Source organism: Parasphingorhabdus sp., from assembly GCF_048269915.1.
GTDB lineage: Bacteria > Pseudomonadota > Alphaproteobacteria > Sphingomonadales > Sphingomonadaceae > Parasphingorhabdus.
Genome location: NZ_JBLWTY010000001.1, coordinates 303052 through 325017, shown reverse-complemented (window position 1 = coordinate 325017; position 21966 = coordinate 303052). Strand labels below are relative to the sequence as shown.

Below are 21966 nucleotides of genomic sequence, written 5' to 3'. Positions count from 1 at the left end.
GCAGATTCGCCGGCGATGTCAAATTTATGGGAAAAATATGCGGTTCCGAAGCTGATCCGCGTTGCTTGTTCGCAACCTGCGGTGATGAAAGATCGCAGCCAGATCGTGCCCAAAGCCGAAGGTGATGTGCTTGAACTTGGCTGCGGTGGCGGAATTAATCTACAATTTTACGACCGGGACCGGGTCTCGAAACTGACCGGTCTCGACCCGTCTGCAGAACTGCTCGACTATACTCGTCGCGAAGCGCGTGAACGCGGCCTGGAGATGGAGATATGCGACGGCATCGGGGAAGCGATGCCGTTTGACGATGACAGTTTCGATACTGTGCTGACCACTTTTACGCTCTGTTCGGTGCAGGATGGCAATCAGGTCCTGTCGGAAATGCGCAGGGTCCTGAAGCCTGGCGGCAAGATTCTGTTTCTCGAACATGGCCGGGCGCCCGACAAAGGACCCGAAAAATGGCAACGGCGGATCGAACCGGTCTGGAAACATATCGCCGGCGGCTGCCATCTGCATCGACCCGTGTCCAAGCTCATTGAAGCCAATGGTTACACGCTTGCAGAAAATAACGGCCATTACGCGCCGAAGACGCCGCGCTGGCTCGGCTGGATGGAATTTGGCGAGGCCCGACCGATATGAGGTTACTTTCTGCCTCGCTGTTGATCCTCTCACTGTTGCTGTCTTCCACGGCTCAGGCTGCCGAACGCAAATTCTCCATCTTCGGATTTGAAGATATTCGAATCGGCAATGGCGTCGATGTGGTGCTGACGTCTGGCAAAAGTGCGTCAGCGCGAGCGGAAGGGGATAGCCGCGAACTTCTGGACCGCGTTTCCCTGCAGAAAAATGGCAAGCAGTTGGTCGTGTCCGTCCGTCCCAAATCGCTGAATGGCGATGATTATGACAGGGATGCGCCGGTCACCCTATATCTCAGCAGCTATGCGATCAGCAATATTTCGCATCTGGGCTCGGGTCGGGTGACGCTCGATCAATTATCCGGGCGGACGCCGCGTGTGCGGCTGGGCGGCTTCGGTATCCTGCGCATCGACGCGGTTGATGCCGACCGGCTGGATGTAGCAATGACCGGCGGCGGCCAGGTGGTGATGGCTGGCAAGGCACGCGAGGCCCGCATCGAACTGCAAGGGGCCAGCATTTTTGAAAGCCCGGACTTGACGATTGAAAAGCTGACGCTGATTCAGCGCGGACCAGCAAGCAGCCGGATCACCGCAACACGCGAGGCGATCATCACCAATAATGGTACCGGCCGGATTGATATTGGCGGCAAACCCAACTGCACCGTTCGCACCGATGGTGCGGCGGACATAATTTGCGATCCTGACCGCTAAGTCAGTGTATGGTGCCGATCGACTGGTCGATTGACAGTAAAATGCAAAGCCGTTCCACTTGTCGCCATTTGCAATAATGAATGTGGTTGCCAAGTGACCGGCTTTTATCCGCGCGATTGGCTGCTTCCAGACCGGCTTCATCGCCATAGTTGGAAATTAGCAGTTCGGCGTCACTATAATGGGTGGAGTCGATAAATATGGGTAGTTGCACCAAAGGCTCCTTTGTCGGGAAGTGGTTGCACTTCCAGGCTGAACCGCAAGTCTTACAATCGACCGGTGGAAATATCTTCAAAAGCTAAGGTTACCAACATGTTAACTATATGTTGGATGGGAAGTTCTGGTCATATAGTCAATCGTCGGCTAAGGCTGCAGCCATGAACCCTGAAATCCCGGAACATGTTTCCAATTCTTCCAATGACCCGCCAAAAAATAGCGCCGGCGGCGGTGTATTCATCGCAATTGGTGCCATTGTCGGGGTGTTCACCGGAGGCTATATGGGGCAGCCTTCGGCCGGCCTGCTGGCCGGACTGGCAATCGGGGCTCTGGCGGCTCTGGTGGTCTGGTGGAACGGCCGCTGAGCGTTCAAGAGCGCGCTTGTCAGGACCTTTGACGCCACCTATTATCGGTCCATGCTGAAACATATAAGAAATATCGCGATTCTGCTCATCATCCTTGGGGTGGGCGCAGGTTATTATTTTACCCGTGGCGACACCGCCCGTTTGCCGCTGGAGGCAACCACTGGTGTGGAGCCGGAGCTGACCAACGTCCGTTCGGAAAATTTCCCGACCATTAATATTGCCAAGGCCAAGCCTTGGAGCGAAGGTGAAGGACCGGTCGCTGCCGAGGGTTTCGTGGTTGAGCGCTTCGCCGATGGACTGGACCATCCTCGCACCATGTTCCGTCTGCCCAATGGCGATTTGCTGGTCGCTGAAACTAACAGCCCGCCGCGGACTAACAAGGGTATTGAGGGCTGGGTCATGCGCAATCTGATGAGCAAGGCCGGGGCAGGAACCGATTCAGCCAACAGGATCACTCTGCTGCGCGACAATGACAAGGACGGTGAAGTGGACGAGAAGTTCACCTTTCTGGAAAATCTTAACTCGCCGTTCGGCATGACGCTGATCGAAGACACGCTCTATGTTGCCAATACTGATGCGGTTTATGCCTACCCCTATTCGGAAGGCGAGACCAAGATCACCGCTGAAGGCCGCAAGGTTGCCAATCTGAATGCCAAACAGCCGAATAATCACTGGACCCGCGACCTGCTCGCCAGCAAGGACGGGAAATATCTCTACATCTCCGTCGGTTCGAACAGCAATATTGGCGAAAACGGGATGGATACAGAAACACAGCGCGCCGCCATATTACAGGTAGAACTCGCCACCAACAAGAAGAGTATCTTTGCTGCCGGTATGCGCAATCCGGTGGGCATGGCCTATCTGCCCGGTACCGACAAATTCTACACCGTGGTCAACGAGCGTGACATGCTCGGTAGCGACATGGTGCCTGATTATCTCACCGAGGTGCGCTGGGGCGCGCATTATGGCTGGCCGTGGCATTTCTGGGGCGGGCATGTGGATCCGCGGGTCGAACCCAAAAATCTCGACCACCGCCAATATGAGCGGCGACCGGATTACGCGCTGGGCGCGCATGTGGCGCCGCTTGGTCTTGCCTTTTCGCATGGCCAGGCACTTGGCAAGCCATTTGCGACCGGTGCGATTGTTGCGCGGCACGGTTCCTGGAATCGCCAGCCGCTGTCCGGCTATGATGTGGTCTATGTCAACTTCAGCCAGCGCGGCGAACCGGAAGGCAAACCGGTCACGATCCTGAGCGGCTTTGTCGATGAAGAAAACATGGCTCGCGGTCGCCCGGCCATGGTCACTTTTGACCAGAGCGGTGCGTTACTCGTCAGCGACGATGTCGGCGGGATCATCTGGCGGGTGTCACGCAAAGCCACCGCGTCGCCTGTCGCCGCGGCAGAGAAATAGTCTATACGAGCGACTTTCCGGCCCGCCCGGCCAGTTCGACAATATATTGCCACGCCATCCGGCCGGAACGGCTACCCGCCTGTTTGGCCCATAGCAGGGCATCGTCGGGCTCGAAGTCCAGGTCATGGGCTTCGGCATAGCGGGCGATGATTGCCAGATAATCGTCCTGCGATGCAGCATGAAAGCCGAGCCGCAAGCCGAAGCGATCGGACAGCGCCAACTGATCATCGACCGCGTCACGCGGGTTGATCGGATCGTCTTGTTCGCTCATCTGGCGTGGTACGATATGACGCCGGTTGGAGGTGACATAGAGGCGGACATTGTCAGGCCGCTGGCTGGCCCCGCCTTCCAGCATGGAACGCAGAAGGCGCGGCTGGGAACTGCCTTCGGAAAATCCAATATCATCAATGAAGAGAATGAACCGACGCGGGGCAGACGCCAGAATTTCAAACAATGCCGACAAATTTTCAAGCTGGTCGGACGCCGTTTCGACCAAAGCTATACTTCCCTGATACCCCTGCGCCGTCCGGACTACGGATTTTGCGAGGGCCGATTTTCCCATGCCGCGTGACCCCCAGAGCAGGACATCATGTGCGGCATGGCCCTTGGCGTGGCGCCTCGTGTTGTCGAGCAAGCGCGCCTTTTGTTGATCAATGCCAGTGAGCAAATCGATGTCGATCGGCCGGAAGGGCGCAATAGACTTGAGATTGGCGGCGTCCCAAAGAAAGGCATCTCCCGATGTCAAAGAAATCTGTCTGGCAGGCGGAGGGGCTAACCGATCAAGCGCATCGGCTATGCGCATCAACACGGCCTTGTTGCCTTCTTCCTTTTCGCCTTCGTCCGACATGATCAGGCAACCAGCTCCTCGCTGCTGAGACTGTATAGAATATCCGCTCCGCCGAGCGCGGCTGCCTTGAGCCCCATCGCTTCAGGTACGATATAGTCGAGATAATAGCGGGTCGTCACCAGCTTGGCCTTGAGAAATGGATCTTCTCCACCGTTCAGTTGCGCTTCCGCGATCCGGTGTTGTTTTTTCATCAGCATCCCGCAGGTCGCAGTCGCCAGCATGGTCATGAATGCATAGCTGCCAGCCAGTCGGTCGTCGATGGATGCATCACCGCTCGCCATCCACTGCCGGATATCTGCGCAGGCATCTGCCAGTGCCGAGAGGCTCTCTTCCTCGTCGGCTTCTGCCCGGATTTCGGAAATCAGCACTTCCATTGCCTCGCCACCATCCAGACCCAGCTTCCGGCCCACCAGATCGGCGGCCTGAATGCCGTTTGTTCCCTCGTAAATTGGCGCTATTCGGGCATCACGGAAATACTGGCCAGCGCCGGTTTCCTCGATGAAGCCCATGCCGCCGTGCACCTGAACGCCAAGCGATGCGACTTCATTGCCAATGTCTGTGCCATAGGCTTTGATTAGCGGCGTCAGGATTTCGGCGCGGGACTTGGCCCCTTCGATACCCAAAGTGGCGCGGTCGACGCTTGATGTCGCGTAGTAAAGCAAGGCCCGCGCCGCCTGTGTTAGCGCCTTGGAGCGCAACAGCATTCGCCGGACATCCGGATGCTCGATGATTGCCACCGATGCCTTGTTGCCACTGCCTGCACGAGCCGACTGGATTCTTTCCGCTGCGAAATGGACGGCCTGCTGCGTCGCCCGCTCTGCAATCTGGACGCCTTGCGAACCGACGTTGATGCGGGCATTGTTCATCATTGTGAACATCGCTTTCATGCCGCCAAATTCACCGCCAATCATCTCGCCGATGCAGGCATCCTGTTCGCCATAGGACATGACGCAGGTCGGCGAGGCGTGGATGCCGATTTTATGTTCAATGGATACACAGGTCACGTCATTGGGCGCATCCGGATTGCCGTCCGCATCGAGATGATATTTGGGCACGATGAAAAGCGATATGCCCCTTGTCCCTTCCGGCGCACCCGGTGTTCGGGCGAGTACCAGATGGACGATATTGTCAGTCAGTTCATGTTCGCCGAACGTGATGAAGATTTTCTGTCCTTTTATCCGGTATTTCCCAGCATGTTCGCCATCGGTGATGGGTTCTGCCGTCGTGCGCAGTGCGCCGACATCTGACCCCGCCTGGGGTTCTGTCAGATTCATCGTGCCGGTCCACGCGCCAGAAATCAATTTGGGCAGATATTGTGCCTTCTGTTCGGCGGACCCATGGGCGTGAATCGCTTCAACTGCGCCAAAACTAAGCATCGGACACAGGGTGAAGGCGAAATTTGCGGCACCGCACGTCTCGAGGATCAGTGCCGACAGGGAATAGGGCAGGCCCTGCCCACCAAAATCTTCCGGACCGTCGATCGAAGCCCATCCGCCTTCAACAAATTGAGTATAAGCCTGCTTATAACCCTCGGGCATGGTCACCCGGCCGTCATGCCATTGCGCGCCCACGGTGTCGCCGATCCGGTTGAGCGGTGCAAATTCGCCCTCGGCGAATTGGCCGATACCTTCGACAATCGCCTCGACCATATCCTCGCTCGCGCCAGCAAAACGTCCATGTTCTACCAGCGCACCGATATCCGCGATATGTTTGAGCACAAAATTCTGTTCGCGACCGGGGGCTAAAAAACTCATGAATTTGCTATCCGTTGTTGCCTCAATTTCCGGAGCGCTATAGCGCAGGGTCATGTCGGGCTCAAATGATCATATTGGCGCGGACGCGGGCCGTTACGGCATGGCGACAATCGGTGAAGCTGTCGAACGATTGCGACAGGGTGGGCTGGTCGCGGTGCCTACCGAAACCGTCTATGGTCTGGCCGCCGATTCGACCAATGCCGCTGCGGTGGCACAGATTTACCGGACCAAGCGCCGCCCGGATTTCAATCCTCTGATCGTCCATGTTCCGGATATGGAAGCTGCCGGAAAGCTTGGTCAATTTGACGAACTTGCCACCCGTTTCGCTACAGGTTTCTGGCCGGGCCCATTGACCCTTGTCGTCCCCAAGGCCAGGGAATGTCCGGTCGTCGCTGCCGTTACTGCTGGCCTTGATACAATCGCCTTGCGGTGTCCAGCGCATCCGGTGATGCGCGCATTGCTGGCAGAATCCGACCTATATCTGGCCGCGCCGTCGGCCAATCGGAGCGGCGGAATCAGCCCGACAACGGCCGATCATGTGGCGCGTAGCCTGGTGGATGAAAATTTGCTGATTCTGGATGGCGGACCATGCGAAAGCGGAATCGAATCGACGATTATTGCCGTGAATGACGGAGGGTACCGGATATTGCGGCCCGGACCGGTAACACAAGAGCAACTTGAGAAAATCTCCGGCAAAGCGCCGATGATTGCGGAAGCCGGGAAAATTGAAGCACCTGGCCAACTTGCCTCGCATTACGCCCCATCCAAACCGCTGCGTCTTGGTGCGCAATCCGTAGAGGCTGATGAATATCATATCGGCTTCGGACCCGTAGCAGGAGACCAAAACCTCTCTGCGCGTTCGGACCTCGCAGAAGCCGCCAGCTTGTTGTTTGCCGCGCTCCACGACGCCGACGCGAGTAGAAAACCAAGAATTGCCGTGGCTCCCATTCCCGATGCCGACATCGGGATGGCGTTGAATGACCGTCTACGCCGTGCCGCGGCCCCTAAATAGCATGCAGCATTATATCATCGCCGTCACTCTGGCAGGGGCTGATTATAGAATCTTGGATGGCTGCGGCCAAGAGGTCGTCGGTACGGAAAACTGATACTGACTCATTAATAACACATTCGAGGGGTACGGTTTGATAATCCGGCCCATTTTGGTCCCATTTTTCAATTTTCTATTGGTACTGCCTCGATCGCGACCTAAAGAAAACATCAGGGGTGGATGTTCGCGATATGGCGGTAGGCAGAACGATAATATCGATTTTGGGTGGGTTGGTTGTTTTGGCTGGATGCAGCGCGGGCAAACCAGATGAAAACACCAAATCTACCGACCTGATTCCGGCGGCCGTAACGACCGTCCAGCCCGCCAGCGAGAATGAAATTATCAGTGCTGCGGGTACCGTTCGCTTGCGGAGGGAAACGGCCTTGGGTTTCACAACTGGCGGTCAAGTCGCGTCGGTTTCCTATGAGGAGGGAGACAGAGTGAAACGCGGTGCGATGCTCGCCGCTCTAGATAGCAGTACGGTTGAAGCAGATTTAAATGCAGCACGCGCAGAACGTGATCGTGCGGAAGCCGAATATGGCCGTATCCGGGAATTGTTCAAGGACGGCTGGGTGACCAAAGCCAGGCTGGAACAATCGGACGCGGCAGCGCGAGCGGCTCGGGCCCGAGTGAAGGCAACTGGCTTCGCTAGTCGTACTTCGCAAATCCATGCGCCGAGTAACGGCATAGTCCTGACACGCAATATCGACGCGGGGCAGGTCGTAGCGCCCGGCACAACCGCTTTGGTGCTGGGAGAAACTGACAAGGGATTTGTACTGCGTGTGCCGATGACCGATGCCGACGCGTCCCGAGTGCACGTTGGGATGCCCGCCAGAGTGCTGGTTTCCGCGGTTTCTGACTTGCCGATTCAGGCGGTGGTCAGCGAGAAAGACGGACGGGCGGATGAGCGGACCGGTACGTTTGAAGTGAGCTTTCTGCTCCCTGTCGATGACCGGCTGCGTTCCGGTCAATTGGGTATGGTCGAAATAGAAGTGTCCCGTCGGACTGCATCTGGTTTTACGATACCGGCCAATGCGATATTCGGTGTCCGCACGGGAGAAGGTCTTGTGTTTGTTGTGGATGTAAAGAACCGTGTGAAGCAGCGTAACGTGTATCTTGGCAAATTGAATGACGAGAGTCTCGAAATCCTGGACGGGCTGGAAGAAGGAGATGTCATCGTCACGCGCGGGGTCGAGAAGCTGCGGGATGGCGACGTGATAAAACCGATCAGGACGGCGCAGTGATCTTCGGCTTAAACGAAAAGGATCATAATTCCTGAGATGCTTGCCCGGTTCGTCATTTCCCGCTGGCAACTCAGTCTGGTCCTTTTCATCCTGCTGGTGGTGCTGGGCGTCACTGCGCTGAACAATATTCCCAAGGCTGTTGACGCCCACTTTCCCATTCCGGCGGTCAATATCATCGCGGTCCAACCCGGGGCTGATGCACAGGACATGGAAGAGACTGTCGCAAAACCGATCGAAGACGTGCTTCAGAGTCTTGATGATGTCGTCAAAGTGCAATCGACAAGCACGGATGGCGGTACGGTTGTCCATGTAGAATTCAGTAAATGGTCGGGCGACGTCGATGGCTATTTTGATGATGTGGTACGCGAAGTGTCGGCGATCCGCGATCAGCTGCCGGACCAATTGCAAAAGCTCGAATATCGCAAAATTCGTACCACCGAAGCTGCCGTCATGCAGGTGGCTCTGGTTAGTCCAACCGCTTCGTGGCGACGGATGGAAAAATATGCGGATGATATGGTAGACATCTTCACCCGCAATCCCGGCGTTCGGGAATCGCGGATGTTCGGCTTGCCGAAACCTGAAGTCAGCGTTGAAGTGAACCCCGGTCGCTTGTCTGAATTGCGCGTTCCGGCCAGTGCGATTGCCGATGCTGTGCGTCGGGGGGGAGCGGACCTGCCCGGTGGCGCGGTGCAGAGTGGAGAGCGAAGACTGAACGTCGAAGCCGGCGGTGCGTTTAGAGATTTGCAAAAAATTCGTGAGTTGCCATTGCGGGCGGCGAACGGGTCTTTGTTGACCGTCGGTGACGTTGCGGATGTCCGGTGGGGGTCTGAGGAACAGATTTACCGGACACGCCACAATGGCCAACGAGCGGTGTTCTTGACCGTAACTCAGAAAGACGGTGTCGATGTCACTCGGCTGAAAAAACAGCTAGATAGCGAATTGGAGCGCCAGCAAGCCACGCTTCCGCCGGATATGAAGCTGGTGATGCAGTTCGATCAGAGCAGAGATGTTAAACGGCGATTGAACGAGTTGACCCGCGATTTCATGATTGCGATCGCCTTGGTTGTTTTCACCCTTTTGCCGCTGGGATTGCGATCCTCTGCTATCGTCATGATCTCCATTCCGCTGTCGCTCGCGTCCGGCCTGCTGGCTCTTTATGCGATGGGATTCAACCTCAGTCAGCTTTCCATTGCGGGGTTTATCGTTTCACTCGGCCTGCTGGTAGACGACAGCATTGTGGTGACGGAAAATATCGCGCGGCATTTGCGGATGGGCAAGACGCGTACCCAGGCTGCCATTGATGCCAGTCTGGAAATCCGCGCAGCCGTTATCGGCTCCACTTTCGTTTTGGTTCTGGCCTTTGTGCCCTTGTTGTTTCTTCCCGGCGGTGCCGGAGCCTATACACGGTCTTTTTTCATCGCCATTATTGCGACCGTGATTGCGTCGCTGGTGATTTCGCTGTCGCTGATTCCGTTTCTCGCCAGTATTATCCTGCGGCGGGATGAAAATCCGGAAGGCAATCCAGCGTTGCGCTGGGTCAATGATAAAATTCAGCGATTCTACCGGCCTTTTTTGCATCTTGCCCTCGCGGCACCAGTCAAGACAGTTGCGCTGGCAATGGTACTGTGTATGTCGGCGTTTGCGCTTGTACCGGCATTGGGTTTCTCGCTTTTCCCCTTCGCGGATGCTCCCTATTTTCGAGTTTCGGTGGAATCGGAACAGGGAAGCAGTCTGGATCGCACCGACCGGATCGTGGCGGAAGTCACCAAGATCCTGGAGACCGAGCCCAGTATCAAGGTGCGGGCAGAAAATATCGGGAATGGCAATCCACAGGTTTTTTACAATGTCGGCCCCAGGGCTGAGCGTATAAACTATGGCGAAGTGTTGGCGGTGCTGGATCAATGGGATACCCGGGAGGGCCCCGAGATGATTGACCGGTTGCGCAAGCAACTCGACGAGATTGCAGGAGCGCGCATAAAAATCGAGCTTTTCCAGAACGGAGCGCCGGTCGAGGCCCCGATTGTTTTCCGGGTGACGGGACCCGATCTGGACATGCTCAAACAATTGTCCGGTACGGTGGCCGACGTGTTACGGGAAACGCCGGGAGCGCGCGATATTGTGAATCCGGTGAAGATCGACAAGATTGATCTCGACATTGGCCTTGATGAAAAAAAAGCGGCCTTGCTAAATATTCCGTCGGGAGAGCCGCGCCGCGCCATCCGGCTGGCGATCAGCGGAGAACGGGCTGCGTCTTTCCGTGATCAGGAGGGAGACAATTATCCGGTGGTCGTCCGTTTCCCGTTCGAAGGCAGCCTTCCGATTTCGGTGCTGAACAAGGTCTATGTCGCCAGTCGTACGGGTGATCCGGTACCGCTTTCGCAGATTTCAAACCCCAAAATGACCAATGTGCCGCCGCAAATCCAGCGTTATCAATTGCAGCGGACAGTGCTGGTTACGGCTCAGATCGACTTCGGAGAAATATCCTCGAAGGTCAACGACCGGGCTGTGGAAAAGCTGGAACGGATCGACTTTCCTGAGGGATATGAATGGTCAGTCGGCGGGGAATCCGAAGCCATTGGTGAAACTTTTGGCGATTTCGGTCCGTTGATCGTAACCGCGATCATGCTGATTCTGGCGATTCTGGTCGCCGAGTTTCGGCGGTTTCGAGAAACAATCGTGGTTGCGGGCGTGATACCTCTGGGAACGTTCGGTGGCATTCTTGCCCTTTTCATCACCGGCAATTCGCTCAGTGTCATGGCCATTATCGGTTTCATTGCGCTGATCGGAATTGAAATCAAAAATTCCATATTGCTGGTCGATTTTACCACCCAGCTGCGCGCCCGGGGCATGGGTTTGCGTGAGGCGATTGAAAAGGCCGGCGAAGTGCGCTTTCTGCCGGTGCTTTTAACCTCAATCACGGCGATTGGCGGACTGACTCCCCTGGCATTGTGGGGCGGGGCGATGTACGGGCCGCTGGCGGCCATCATCATTGGCGGATTGATCAGTTCGACTCTCTTGTCTCGTGTGGTAACACCCGCCATGTATCTTCTCGTCGCCATGCGCGACGAAGAGCGCGGCGAGACAAGCACCGAGGGTCATGCTGCTGCCGTGTAAAAGGAGTGTTTATGGCAAAACAGGAAGCGATTTTTGCTGGTGGCTGTTTCTGGTGCACCGAAGCGGTATTCAATGATATTGCCGGGGTCAGTTCCGTCGAAAGCGGTTATATAGGCGGTGAGAAACCGGACCCTAGCTATCGGGAGGTTTGTTCGGGTACGACAGGCCACGCGGAAGCGATCAAGATTATATTTGACGATGCAATTGTGAGCTATGCTGTCCTGCTCGACATTTTTTTCGCAACCCACGACCCGACCCAGCTTAATCGCCAGGGCAATGACATTGGCACCCAGTATCGTTCGGCGATTTTCCCGCTGGATGAAGAACAGAGAGTCCAAGCGGAAGCCGGCATAGCGCGGGCAGCCGAAGGGCGGGCAGAGCCGATAGTAACCACCATCGAAGGACCTGCGACCTGGTATGTTGCGGAAGATTATCATCAGCAATATTGGGCTGACGAAGGGCGGAGTAATCCCTATTGTGTGGCAACCATTCCACCCAAATTGCAAAAACTGCGGACGAGTTTTGCGGATAATCTGAAGGGTTAGCGAAAACCAATGAAACCGATCAAAAAAGCTGTTTTCCCGGTTGCGGGCATGGGAACGCGTTTCCTCCCGGCGACCAAGGTGATGCCCAAGGAATTATTCCCTGTCGTCGATCGTCCGCTGCTCCAATATGCGGTAGACGAAGCACTGGAAGCCGGGATTGAGCAGATGATCTTCGTCAATGGCCGCGGCAAGGGGATGATCGAGGATCATTTTGACATGGCTTTTGAGCTGGAGCGCAACATGGCCGACCGGTCAAAAGACACATCGGTTCTGGACGGCACGCGGCTCAGGCCGGGTGACTGCGTTTTTGTGCGGCAACAGGAGCCTCTGGGTCTCGGACACGCCATTTGGTGCGCGCGCGACATCATTGGCGACGAACCCTTCGCAATTTTTCTGCCCGACGAATTCATGGTCGGATCGCCGGGCTGCATGAAGCAGATGGTGAGCGCCTATGACAAGCTCGGCGGGAATATTGTCTGTGCACTGGAGATACCGATCGAGGATACGCCCTCTTATGGCGTGATCGATCCCGGATATCGCGACGGACCGATCACTGAGGTGAAGGGGCTGGTAGAGAAACCTGCGGCGGGAACCGCGCCGTCGAACCTGATCTTGCCGGGCCGCTATATTCTGCAACCCGAAGTGATGCGTATTCTGGAAACACAGGAAGCGGGCGCCGGTGGGGAGATTCAGCTGACCGATGCAATGGCCCAGATGATCGGCAAACAGCCGTTTCATGGCATGACCTTTGACGGCAAGCGCTATGATTGCGGGTCCAAGCAAGGCTATGTCGAAGCCAATCTGGCGATGGCGTTGGCCCATCCCGAAATCGGCAGTGACATCCGGGCGATGGCCGAGAAGCTGCTGGCGCAATCATGAACCTTCCACCATTCATCCGGACTTCATCATATTCGCTGCACAAAGCATCTGAGGAGCATATCATGCGCGTATTATCCATATCTTCGGTGGCCCTCATCCCCTTGCTATTGTCCGGCTGCGTCGCGAGCAAGATCGTCACGGCGCCGTTCAAGGCCGCCGGGACAGTGGTCGAAACGGCGGTTGATGCCACCACCCAGAGTCAATCCGAGAAGGAAGAAGATCTGGGCCGTAAAGTGCTCGCCGAGCGGAAAAAGCAGCGGGACCTCTGCCTGGACGAAGCGCAAAACAAGCGAGAGCGCCGCAATTGTAAAGATGCTTACAACCGGGACGATTAGTCAGTCTGCTTCGGTCAGCAAAGGCGGCGCATATTTGCCATCGACAGGTTCCATTGCCGCCATTTTTGCGATTTCCTCTTCGAACAATTGGACGCGCTTTTTCCAGCGATAATGGGTCGATGCCGAGAATATGCCTTTGCCATGCTCCTTGCCATAACGGGTCCAGAAGCGGATCGCAGCCTGCGGATCATAGCCAGCATTGGCCATCAGCCAGACCGATAGCCGGTCCGCCTCGATCTCGGTGTCCCTGATCCGTCCGGCGCTCTTGCCCAACTGCCCGAAAAAGCCGCGATTGACCTGCTGCGCATCGAGCCTGTCGCGGTGTTTCAGCAGATTATGCGCCAGTTCATGCGCGACAACCGCAGCAAATTCATCATCGGCCAGGAAATATTCGGCGAGGCGCGACGAGACACTGACCATCTTGCCATCGGCGGTTGCACTCCTGTCGGCACTGACCCGGATCTGGAATTGCCCTGGACATGTCTGGACCGGCTTGATCGGAACAGTTCGGCTGATACCGCCTTCCGATATGGTCAGTTCCACATCGCCCTCGGCGAGCATCTGTCGCAACATCCGGTTGATCGTGTCGACCCTCCGGTAGGCCGGTTGTTCGCTGGATGATTGCGAATCATCGATCACAATATCATCAATTGCCATATTGTTGATCGCCAGCAGGCTATTGCCCGGCGATAATTTTGCCGCTGCGGCCGGACTGTCAGGAGCCACCGCAGTAATCCCTATCGGACCGTCGAAACCGAGCGCAAAACGGGCGGTGCCCTGGTCGGCATATTGGGCAACATCATTTAGTAGCAGACCGGTCCTGGCGGTTTTTTGGTCGCAATAGGACGCATTGGCATCGACCAGTCGGTAACCGATCGCGTTCATCCGCTGGTCAAGCCGCTGCAGACCTTTTAGCGCCAATATTGTATCGGGATCATAGTCGGCATCGGGCGCGTTTTGTGCGCACAGCGGCCCAGCAACGAGCAAAGCCAAGAGAGGAAAAAAGATACGGATCATGGCGCGAATCTAGCCGATCGCTCCTTTCGTCAGGTTGAACGCGCTCTGTATTGCGCTGTCGGTGAGGTTCCACCAAGCCAATATTAACGCTGCACAAATTAGCACTACCGCTGCGATCCTTTGAAACACCGGTTGCGCCAGACCGGCATTTCCCAAGGTGCGCGCCTTGGAGGCCAGAGCCGCGTATAAGGTCAAGCCGGTGGTTTCGGTGATCACCGTAATGCCGGCAAGGATTGCAAATTGCAGTATTAAATTGCCATTGGGATCAATGAACGGCGGGATGAACGCCGTGTAGAAGAGCAGCGCTTTTGGGTTCGACATATGCACGGAAAGGCCATTTAAAAAGCCACGTTTGAAATCGGCCTTGTTCGCGGCCTGGTTTGTCAGGCGACGGTGACTTCCCCCAAGCATCTGAAACCCCATCCAGGCAAGATAAGCGACGCCGGCCCAGCGGAGCGTTACATAGGTGGTCGGGAACGCCTGTATCAGCGCAATCAAACCAAATGCGGTCAGCGCGTACCAAATGAAATTGCCAATATTGATCCCGACTATCGGCCCCAGTGCGCCGCGCATCCCACCAGCGTTTCCGGGCGGAAGGGCGTGGCTGACGGTTACCATGGTGGCTGGTCCCGGAGTCAAACAGAGCATCAAATCGGCAGCGGCGAATAGCAATATGGTTTCAATCGGCATTAATATTCGGACCTGTTTTCCTGACGAACTTTACAAACGTTACAGTGTAAGAGCAAAAAATTCTTCGCCTTTGATTTTTGACAAAAACACGCCCTTTCGCGCATCCGAAATTCTATCGGGGAGAAGTCTGTTGGCACTGGGACAGATCATTAAATCATGGGTCATAAGGGAAAGCTACAAAGTCCCGGCGATGTAGGACAGCGAAATGATGGATTTCCTGCTCCGCCTACCGCTGGCTAATCCAAATAGTCTTTCAGATGATTGACCAGCGCATTCACGCGGGCCGGTCGCAAGCGGGAAGGGGGCATGATGATATTGAGGGCCATATCACCTATGCGGCATTCTGGAAGAATATTGATGAGCTGGCCTTCATCCAAAGCTTTTTGACAGAGAAAGTCGGGCAGATATCCGATCCCCCGTCCGGCGATGAGCGCCGGCAGCATGACGTCGCCATTGTTGCTTTTGAACCGGCATTTGGGGCGTATACTGGTCGTGCGGTCTTTTGCGTCGGTAATTTGCCAGACCTCGGGGCTGGAGGTGTTCGAATAGATAAAACAATCGTGATGACTCAGGTCGGCCGGTGTCTTGGGCTTACCCATGCGTTTGACGTAGCTCGGTGCGGCAATGAAATAGCCGTTCATTTGGCGCAGTTTTATCGCCCGCAGACTGCTGTCGGGAAGCGCGCCGATGCGGATGGCGCAATCAAAGCCTTCCTCGACCAGATCGATCCGTGCATCGTTGAGCTGGAGATCGACGGTGATCTCCGGATAGGCGCACATGAAATCGGCGATCACGGGTGCGAGGTGAGAGAGGCCGTAGCTGAGCGGCGCGGCCAGACGCACCTGTCCCTGCAATAGATGGGTAGTATCGCGCGCTGCCTCCATTGCGGCCTCGCCGTCCCGGGCAATTTGCTGGGCATGATGGAGCAGCGACTTGCCAGCGGTGGACAGGGAAATCTTGCGCGATGTGCGGTGGAACAGGACGGTGCCGAGCGACTGTTCCAGCCGGGAGATCGCTTTCGAAATGGTCGGCTTGGAGAGCGCGAGTTCCTGTGCGGCGGCGGTGAAGCTGCCCAGCCGCGCAACCGCTGCAAATATCGCCCATGCTTCATAATCGGGTAATGCCATGGCAACATATTAGATAAACATTGGAAACAATCAAATTCAATTTTGTCTATTTTAGAAACAGTAGCATCGCCCTATCTCTCTCTCAAGCAGAGCGGAAACAAGGTTCGTTCGAACAGGAGCAAGACGATGATTGAGAAGAGAGAGTTTGGCGATCTGGCCCATGTTGATCATGAATGGCTGCAGGCCCGCCATCATTTTTCCTTTGGCAATTATTGGGACCCGGCCCGCATGGGTTTTGGCCCGATCCGGGTGTGGAATGATGACGAGATCAAACCGAAAACCGGGTTTCCGATGCACGGGCACAAGGATATGGAAATCATCACCTATGTTCGCGAAGGGGCGATTACCCACCGCGACAATATGGGCAATGAAGGCCGTACCGAGGCCGGTGATGTTCAGGTGATGAGCGCCGGCACCGGCGTGATGCACAGCGAATATAATCTGGAGGACGAACAGACGCGCCTGTTCCAGATCTGGATCGAGCCGCGCGCCGCGGGCGGTGCTCCCCGCTGGGATGCGAGAGCCTTCCCCAAAGGCGATCGCTCCGGTCAGCTGGAAATCCTTGCCAGCGGATTTGAACAGGATATTGCTGACGGAGCCCTGATGATCCGGGCTGATGCGCGCCTTTACGGAGGGACGCTGTCGGCCGGAACGGCAATAGACCATGATATTAAAGCGGGTGCTGATATCTATCTGGTGGCCTCATCGGGCCGGCTCCGCGTCAATGGCGAAAAAATCGCGGCTCGTGATGCATTGTCTGTTCGCGATGTTGCGACCCTGAAGATCGAAGCTCTGGAAGAGGCTGAACTGGTCTTCGTCGAAGCTTTCGAAACTCGACACTAGTCCCCCGACGGAAGGGGTGCCATTTTTCCCTCAACGTCGGCACCCCTTCAACAACCTCACAAGAAAGGAAATTTTATCATGAGCAATTCGAAAAATGTGCTGCGTATCGACGCCAGCGCCCGTCAGGCAATATCTTCATCGCGAGCGCTTTCGGATGCATTGATCGGCAGGCTCGGCGCTGACCAAATCGTCATTCGCGATTTGACCGATTCTATTCCGCATGTGACCGAGGATTGGGTGAACGCCAATTTTGCCGATGAAGCGGCGCGCAGCGATGAGCAAAAGGCGATCTTGGCGCAGTCTGATGCGCTGGTGGACGAGCTTTTTGCCGCCGATATTCTGGTCATTAGCACGCCTATCTACAATTTCGGTATTCCTGCTGCGTTGAAAGCGTGGATTGATATGGTCGCTCGGGCGCGCAAGACTTTCCACTATACCGCCGATGGTCCGGAAGGGCTGGTAAAGGGCAAAAAGGCCTATCTGCTAATGGCATCGGGCGGTACCGAGATTGGCAGCGAGATTGATTTCGCATCCGGTTATCTTCGCCATATATTGGGTTTCATCGGCATTGACGATGTAACGATTATTGCAGCAGATCAGCAGATCATGAAGGGTGAGGCGGCTTTGGAAGAAGCTTTGCTGGATGTCGCCAATATCATCTAGACGGGTGCAAGAAAAAAGCCCCGCCGGATAGTCTCCGGCGGGGCTTTTTTTATGCTATTGAACGCGTTGACGTTTATTTTTCGTCGTCGCCTTCATCCGGCTGTGCTGCTTCGGTGTCGCTTTCCTCGATGCCTTCACCCATGGTTTTGGCCATGTGGGAATCACCCGTGGCAGCTTCATCACCTTGCGCCAGTTCGGCAGCATGCTGTTCCTCGGAGCTATCCGCAGCAATCAAGGCTTCCTCGACCTGTGTTTCGCCGAACACGTCAGCAGCGGTTGGCTCTGCTGCAACCGGAGCAGCAGCTTGCGCCACTTCTTCCGCTTTCAGCTCTTCAGCAGCCTGCATCGCGTCGAGCATTTTCTGCTGTTGCGCCCGCAGTGCCGCATCGCGGCTGGTTGCGGCGATACGCGCACGGTTCATGCCCGCGCCGGTACCGGCCGGGATCAGGCGACCAACGATCACGTTTTCCTTGAGACCGATCAGCTGATCCTTCTTGCCCTCGACAGCTGCCTGGGTCAGCACCCGGGTGGTTTCCTGGAAAGAGGCAGCAGAGATGAAGCTGCGGGTCTGCAGGCTCGCCTTGGTGATACCGAGGAGAACCGGCTTGCCGGCAGCAGGTTCCTGCTTCTTGGTCAGCTTGGCGTTATATTCCAGCATCTCTTCCAGATCGACCTGCTCGCCCGGCAGCAGCGTGGTATCACCGCCATTGGTGATCTCAACCTTTTGCAGCATCTGACGAACGATCGTCTCGATGTGCTTGTCGTTGATTTTCACGCCCTGCAGACGATAGACTTCCTGGATTTCCGAAACGAGATATTCGGCCAGCGCCTCCACCCCGAGAACTTCCAGAATGTCATGTGGATCGGGAGAACCGGATACGAGATTGTCGCCCTTCTTGACGAGATCGCCTTCCTGAACGTCGATGACCTTGGTTTTTGGTACGAGATATTCGACTGGCTCGCCTTCTTCCGGAACAATCGCGATCTTGCGTTTCGCTTTATAATCGCGAACGAATTCAATCCGTCCGTCGATCTTGGCGATGATCGAATTGTCCTTGGGAATACGCGCTTCGAACAGTTCCGCAACCCGCGGCAGACCACCCGTGATGTCACGGGTTTTTGCAGCTTCGCGCGAAACACGGGCGAGCACGTCACCAGCAGCCACCTTGGCACCGTCTTCGACGGACAGGGTTGCGCCATTGGCGAGCATGTAACGACCGGTTTCACCGCTATTCTCATCCAGCAGGGTGAGGCGGGGACGCAGGTCCTCTTTATTGGCACCGCGGCCGGAAGCCCGATATTCCGTGATCACACGCTGTGCGATACCGGTGGCTTCATCGGTCTGTTCGGTCATCGTCTTGCCTTCGATGACGTCCTGGAACTTGATGACGCCCGGTTTCTCGGTGATCATCGGCATGGTGAACGGATCCCATTCGGCCAGACGATCGCCCAGATTTACCTTCGCGCCATCCTTGACCAGCACGCTGGTACCATAAGGGACCTTGTCGGCAGAGCGTTCGCGACCTTCACTGTCGATCACGGCGATGATGCCGCTACGCGCCAGCGAGAGGAAGCGTCCGTTCTTGTCTTCGATGACCGGCATGTCGCGATATTCGACCACACCTTCTGCCACCGATTCCAGATTGGACTGCTCGTTGAGCTGCGCTGCGCCGCCGATGTGGAAGGTCCGCATCGTCAGCTGCGTGCCTGGCTCACCGATCGACTGGGCTGCGATAACGCCAACCGCTTCACCGATGTTCACCGGTGTACCGCGAGCAAGATCACGACCGTAGCAAGTGCCGCAGACGCCCATCTTGGATTCGCAGACCAGCGGCGAACGAATGCGCGCGGACTGGATGCCGAGCTCCTCGATCACGACGATGGCTGCTTCGTCCAGCAACGTGCCGGCTTTGATCACAACGCTGTCGTCTTTGCTGTCGATAATATCTTCAGCCATGGTGCGGCCGAGGATACGTTCGCCCAGCGATGCGATAACCGAACCGCCCTGAACGATGGCTTTCATCTCCAGCGCATTTTCGGTGCCGCAATCTTCTTCGACAATCGTGCAATCCTGCGAAACGTCGACCAGACGGCGAGTCAGATAACCAGAGTTTGCCGTTTTCAACGCCGTATCCGCAAGACCCTTACGCGCCCCGTGAGTGGAGTTGAAATATTCCAGAACCGTCAGGCCTTCCTTAAAGTTCGAGATAATCGGTGTTTCAATAATCTCGCCGGAAGGTTTCGCCATCAGGCCGCGCATGCCGCCCAGCTGCTTCATCTGGGCTGGGCTACCACGGGCGCCGGAGTGGCTCATCATGTAGATCGCGTTAATCTCGCGTTCGCGGCCATGTTCGTCCTCTGGCGTCGCGGCCAGCTCGTCCATCATCGCGTTCGCAACCGTGTCACCACAGCGGGACCAGGCGTCGATTACTTTGTTATATTTTTCCTGCTGGGTGATCAGACCATCCTGATATTGCTGTTCATAGTCAGCCACCAGGGTGCGGGTTTCTTCCACCGTCGCATCCTTGGAGTCCGGAATGATCATGTCATCCTTGCCGAAGGAAATACCGGCACGGCAGGCGTGACGGAAGCCAAGACCCATGATCGCGTCGGCGAACAGGACCGTGTCTTTCTGACCGGTGTGGCGATAAACCTGGTCAATCACGTCGCCGACTTCTTTCTTGGTCAGCAGGCGGTTGACGATGTCGAAAGGCACTTTGTGCGATTTCGGCAGACATTCCGCGATCAGCAAGCGACCCGGTGTGGTTTCGAAACGCTTGAGAATGGGATTGCCCTCCTCATCGGTTTGCGGCACCCGGGTGGTGATTTTGGAGTGCAGGGTCACCGCGCCGATTTCCAGCGCCTGATGCACTTCGGCCATGTCGGCCAGCATCATGCCTTCGCCCGGCTCGCCTTTGCGGTCCATCGTCAGATAATAGATGCCAAGCACCATATCCTGTGACGGAACGATGATCGGCTTGCCATTGGCTGGCGACAGGATGTTGTTGGTCGACATCATCAGCACGCGTGCTTCCAGCTGGGCCTCGAGGCTCAGCGGAACGTGGACCGCCATCTGGTCACCGTCAAAGTCGGCGTTGAAGGCGGAGCAGACCAGCGGATGAAGCTGGATCGCCTTGCCTTCGATCAATACCGGCTCAAATGCCTGGATGCCCAAACGGTGAAGCGTTGGTGCCCGGTTCAGCATCACAGGATGCTCGCGGATCACTTCTTCCAGAATGTCCCAGACTTCCTTGCGCTCTTTTTCGACCCATTTCTTGGCCTGCTTGAGGGTCATCGAAAGGCCCTTGGCATCAAGACGCGCGTAAATGAATGGCTTGAACAGCTCGAGCGCCATTTTCTTTGGCAGACCGCACTGGTGCAGCTTGAGTTCGGGACCGGTCACGATCACCGAACGACCGGAATAGTCGACGCGCTTGCCGAGCAGGTTCTGGCGGAAGCGGCCCTGCTTGCCCTTGAGCATGTCGGAGAGCGATTTCAGTGGACGCTTGTTGGCACCGGTGATGGTCCGGCCACGACGACCGTTGTCAAACAGCGCATCGACCGATTCCTGCAACATGCGCTTCTCGTTCCGGACGATGATGTCCGGTGCGCGCAATTCCATCAGGCGTTTCAGACGGTTGTTCCGGTTGATCACGCGGCGATAGAGATCGTTGAGATCGGAGGTCGCGAAGCGGCCGCCGTCGAGTGGTACCAGCGGGCGCAACTCGGGTGGAATGACCGGAATGATTTCGAGGATCATCCACTCGGGCTTGTTGCCGGATTCGATGAAGCTTTCGACCACTTTCAGGCGCTTGATGATCTTCTTGGGTTTCAGCGTCGACTTGGTCGTCCGCAATTCTTCCATCAAATCTTCTTTTTCACGCTCGAGATCGAGGTCCTGCAGCATGATCTTGACGGCTTCCGCGCCGATACCGGCAGAGAATGCATCTTCGCCATATTCGTCCTGGGCTTCGAGCATTTCGTCTTCGGTCAGCAACTGGAATTTTTCCAGCGCCGTCAAGCCGGGTTCGATAACCACATAGCTTTCAAAATAAAGCACACGCTCAAGCTGTTTGAGCTGCATGTCGAGCAGCAGGCCGATGCGCGATGGCAGCGATTTCAGGAACCAGATATGCGCGACCGGAGCAGCCAGGTCGATGTGACCCATGCGCTCGCGGCGAACCTTGGTTACCGTGACTTCGACACCGCATTTTTCGCAGACGATGCCTTTATATTTCATCCGCTTATACTTGCCGCACAGGCATTCGTAATCCTTTACCGGACCAAAGATGCGCGCACAGAACAAGCCGTCGCGTTCCGGCTTGAACGTCCGGTAATTGATCGTTTCCGGCTTCTTAATTTCACCAAAGGACCAGCTGCGGATACGCTCTGGCGAGGCGAGGCCGATCTGGATCTGGTCAAATGTTTCCGGCTTTGCGATCGGATTTGCAAAATTTGTTACTTGGTTCATGTCTTAATTCCTCTTGGGCTTTCGCCCCAAATTTGAAATGCTGGGTGGAGTGCTGCTA

The 21966-nt window shown here is 56.1% G+C and carries 19 protein-coding genes; 12 read left to right on the top strand and 7 right to left on the bottom strand.

Annotated elements, in window-relative coordinates; all coding sequences use genetic code 11:
* Positions 1 to 15: 15 nt before the first annotated feature.
* Both ACN0WX_RS01535 and ACN0WX_RS01530 read left to right on the top strand, forming a co-directional pair.
* A complete protein-coding gene (locus ACN0WX_RS01535) occupies positions 16 to 639 on the top strand; it encodes a class I SAM-dependent methyltransferase (protein ID WP_417620511.1) in 624 nt (207 codons plus the stop codon).
* Positions 636 to 1343, top strand: coding sequence for a GIN domain-containing protein (locus ACN0WX_RS01530; protein ID WP_417620510.1), 708 nt, complete (start codon positions 636 to 638; stop codon positions 1341 to 1343). Before ACN0WX_RS01535 ends, ACN0WX_RS01530 begins: the two co-directional genes overlap by 4 nt.
* Before the next feature lies 1 nt (position 1344).
* On the opposite strand, the gene ACN0WX_RS01525 is transcribed toward ACN0WX_RS01530, so the two are convergent.
* Positions 1345 to 1554 carry a hypothetical protein gene (locus ACN0WX_RS01525; RefSeq protein WP_417620509.1) on the bottom strand — a complete coding sequence of 70 codons (210 nt, stop codon included), beginning with the start codon at positions 1552 to 1554 and terminating at the stop codon, positions 1345 to 1347.
* 163 nt (positions 1555 to 1717) lie between these two features.
* On the opposite strand from ACN0WX_RS01525, the gene ACN0WX_RS01520 reads away from it, so the two are divergent.
* Together ACN0WX_RS01520 and ACN0WX_RS01515 are read left to right on the top strand one after the other, a co-directional pair.
* Positions 1718 to 1921, top strand: coding sequence for a hypothetical protein (locus ACN0WX_RS01520; protein ID WP_417620508.1), 204 nt, complete (start codon positions 1718 to 1720; stop codon positions 1919 to 1921).
* Positions 1922 to 1972: 51 nt separating this feature from the next.
* Entirely contained in the window at positions 1973 to 3331 is a 1359-nt protein-coding gene (locus ACN0WX_RS01515; protein WP_417620507.1) for a PQQ-dependent sugar dehydrogenase, read from the top strand.
* Between the two features lies 1 nt (position 3332).
* Here the strand turns inward: ACN0WX_RS01515 and ACN0WX_RS01510 are convergent, their stop codons facing one another.
* Together ACN0WX_RS01510 and ACN0WX_RS01505 are read right to left on the bottom strand one after the other, a co-directional pair.
* Positions 3333 to 4178, bottom strand: a complete 846-nt coding sequence (locus ACN0WX_RS01510) for an ATP-binding protein (protein WP_417620506.1) — start codon at positions 4176 to 4178, stop codon at positions 3333 to 3335.
* A 2-nt stretch (positions 4179 to 4180) separates the two neighbouring features.
* Positions 4181 to 5932 (bottom strand): acyl-CoA dehydrogenase, encoded by a 1752-nt coding sequence (locus ACN0WX_RS01505; protein WP_417620505.1) that lies wholly within the window; start codon positions 5930 to 5932, stop codon positions 4181 to 4183.
* Positions 5933 to 5984: 52 nt separating this feature from the next.
* Between ACN0WX_RS01505 and ACN0WX_RS01500 the strand changes: the two genes are divergently transcribed.
* From ACN0WX_RS01500 to ACN0WX_RS01475, 6 genes are all read left to right on the top strand, one after another.
* Positions 5985 to 6944, top strand: a complete 960-nt coding sequence (locus ACN0WX_RS01500; RefSeq protein WP_417620504.1) for an L-threonylcarbamoyladenylate synthase — start codon at positions 5985 to 5987, stop codon at positions 6942 to 6944.
* A gap of 227 nt (positions 6945 to 7171) precedes the next feature.
* A complete protein-coding gene (locus tag ACN0WX_RS01495; protein WP_417620503.1) occupies positions 7172 to 8224 on the top strand; it encodes an efflux RND transporter periplasmic adaptor subunit in 1053 nt (350 codons plus the stop codon).
* 36 nt (positions 8225 to 8260) lie between these two features.
* A complete protein-coding gene (locus ACN0WX_RS01490; RefSeq protein WP_417620502.1) occupies positions 8261 to 11338 on the top strand; it encodes an efflux RND transporter permease subunit in 3078 nt (1025 codons plus the stop codon).
* An 11-nt stretch (positions 11339 to 11349) separates the two neighbouring features.
* Positions 11350 to 11883 (top strand): peptide-methionine (S)-S-oxide reductase MsrA, encoded by a 534-nt coding sequence (gene msrA / locus ACN0WX_RS01485; protein WP_417620501.1) that lies wholly within the window; start codon positions 11350 to 11352, stop codon positions 11881 to 11883.
* 9 nt (positions 11884 to 11892) lie between these two features.
* Complete coding sequence (locus tag ACN0WX_RS01480; RefSeq protein ID WP_417620500.1) at positions 11893 to 12762, top strand: UTP--glucose-1-phosphate uridylyltransferase; 870 nt, start codon at positions 11893 to 11895, stop codon at positions 12760 to 12762.
* Positions 12763 to 12824: 62 nt separating this feature from the next.
* Positions 12825 to 13097: a DUF6726 family protein gene (locus ACN0WX_RS01475; RefSeq protein WP_417620499.1), complete on the top strand. Its 273-nt coding sequence runs from the start codon at positions 12825 to 12827 to the stop codon at positions 13095 to 13097.
* On the opposite strand, the gene ACN0WX_RS01470 is transcribed toward ACN0WX_RS01475, so the two are convergent.
* The 3 genes from ACN0WX_RS01470 to ACN0WX_RS01460 form a co-directional block, all read right to left on the bottom strand.
* Positions 13098 to 14114: a M48 family metalloprotease gene (locus tag ACN0WX_RS01470; RefSeq protein ID WP_417620498.1), complete on the bottom strand. Its 1017-nt coding sequence runs from the start codon at positions 14112 to 14114 to the stop codon at positions 13098 to 13100. It lies immediately after the preceding gene.
* A 9-nt stretch (positions 14115 to 14123) separates the two neighbouring features.
* Positions 14124 to 14804, bottom strand: coding sequence for a LysE family translocator (locus tag ACN0WX_RS01465; RefSeq protein WP_417620497.1), 681 nt, complete (start codon positions 14802 to 14804; stop codon positions 14124 to 14126).
* A 236-nt stretch (positions 14805 to 15040) separates the two neighbouring features.
* Positions 15041 to 15931, bottom strand: coding sequence for a LysR substrate-binding domain-containing protein (locus ACN0WX_RS01460; RefSeq protein ID WP_417620496.1), 891 nt, complete (start codon positions 15929 to 15931; stop codon positions 15041 to 15043).
* A 126-nt stretch (positions 15932 to 16057) separates the two neighbouring features.
* Between ACN0WX_RS01460 and ACN0WX_RS01455 the strand changes: the two genes are divergently transcribed.
* A complete protein-coding gene (locus ACN0WX_RS01455) occupies positions 16058 to 16774 on the top strand; it encodes a pirin family protein (RefSeq protein WP_417620495.1) in 717 nt (238 codons plus the stop codon).
* A 78-nt stretch (positions 16775 to 16852) separates the two neighbouring features.
* Positions 16853 to 17437, top strand: a complete 585-nt coding sequence (locus ACN0WX_RS01450; protein ID WP_417620494.1) for an FMN-dependent NADH-azoreductase — start codon at positions 16853 to 16855, stop codon at positions 17435 to 17437.
* A gap of 73 nt (positions 17438 to 17510) precedes the next feature.
* On the opposite strand, the gene rpoC is transcribed toward ACN0WX_RS01450, so the two are convergent.
* Positions 17511 to 21908 carry a DNA-directed RNA polymerase subunit beta' gene (gene rpoC, locus ACN0WX_RS01445; RefSeq protein ID WP_417620493.1) on the bottom strand — a complete coding sequence of 1466 codons (4398 nt, stop codon included), beginning with the start codon at positions 21906 to 21908 and terminating at the stop codon, positions 17511 to 17513.
* Positions 21909 to 21966: the final 58 nt, after the last annotated feature.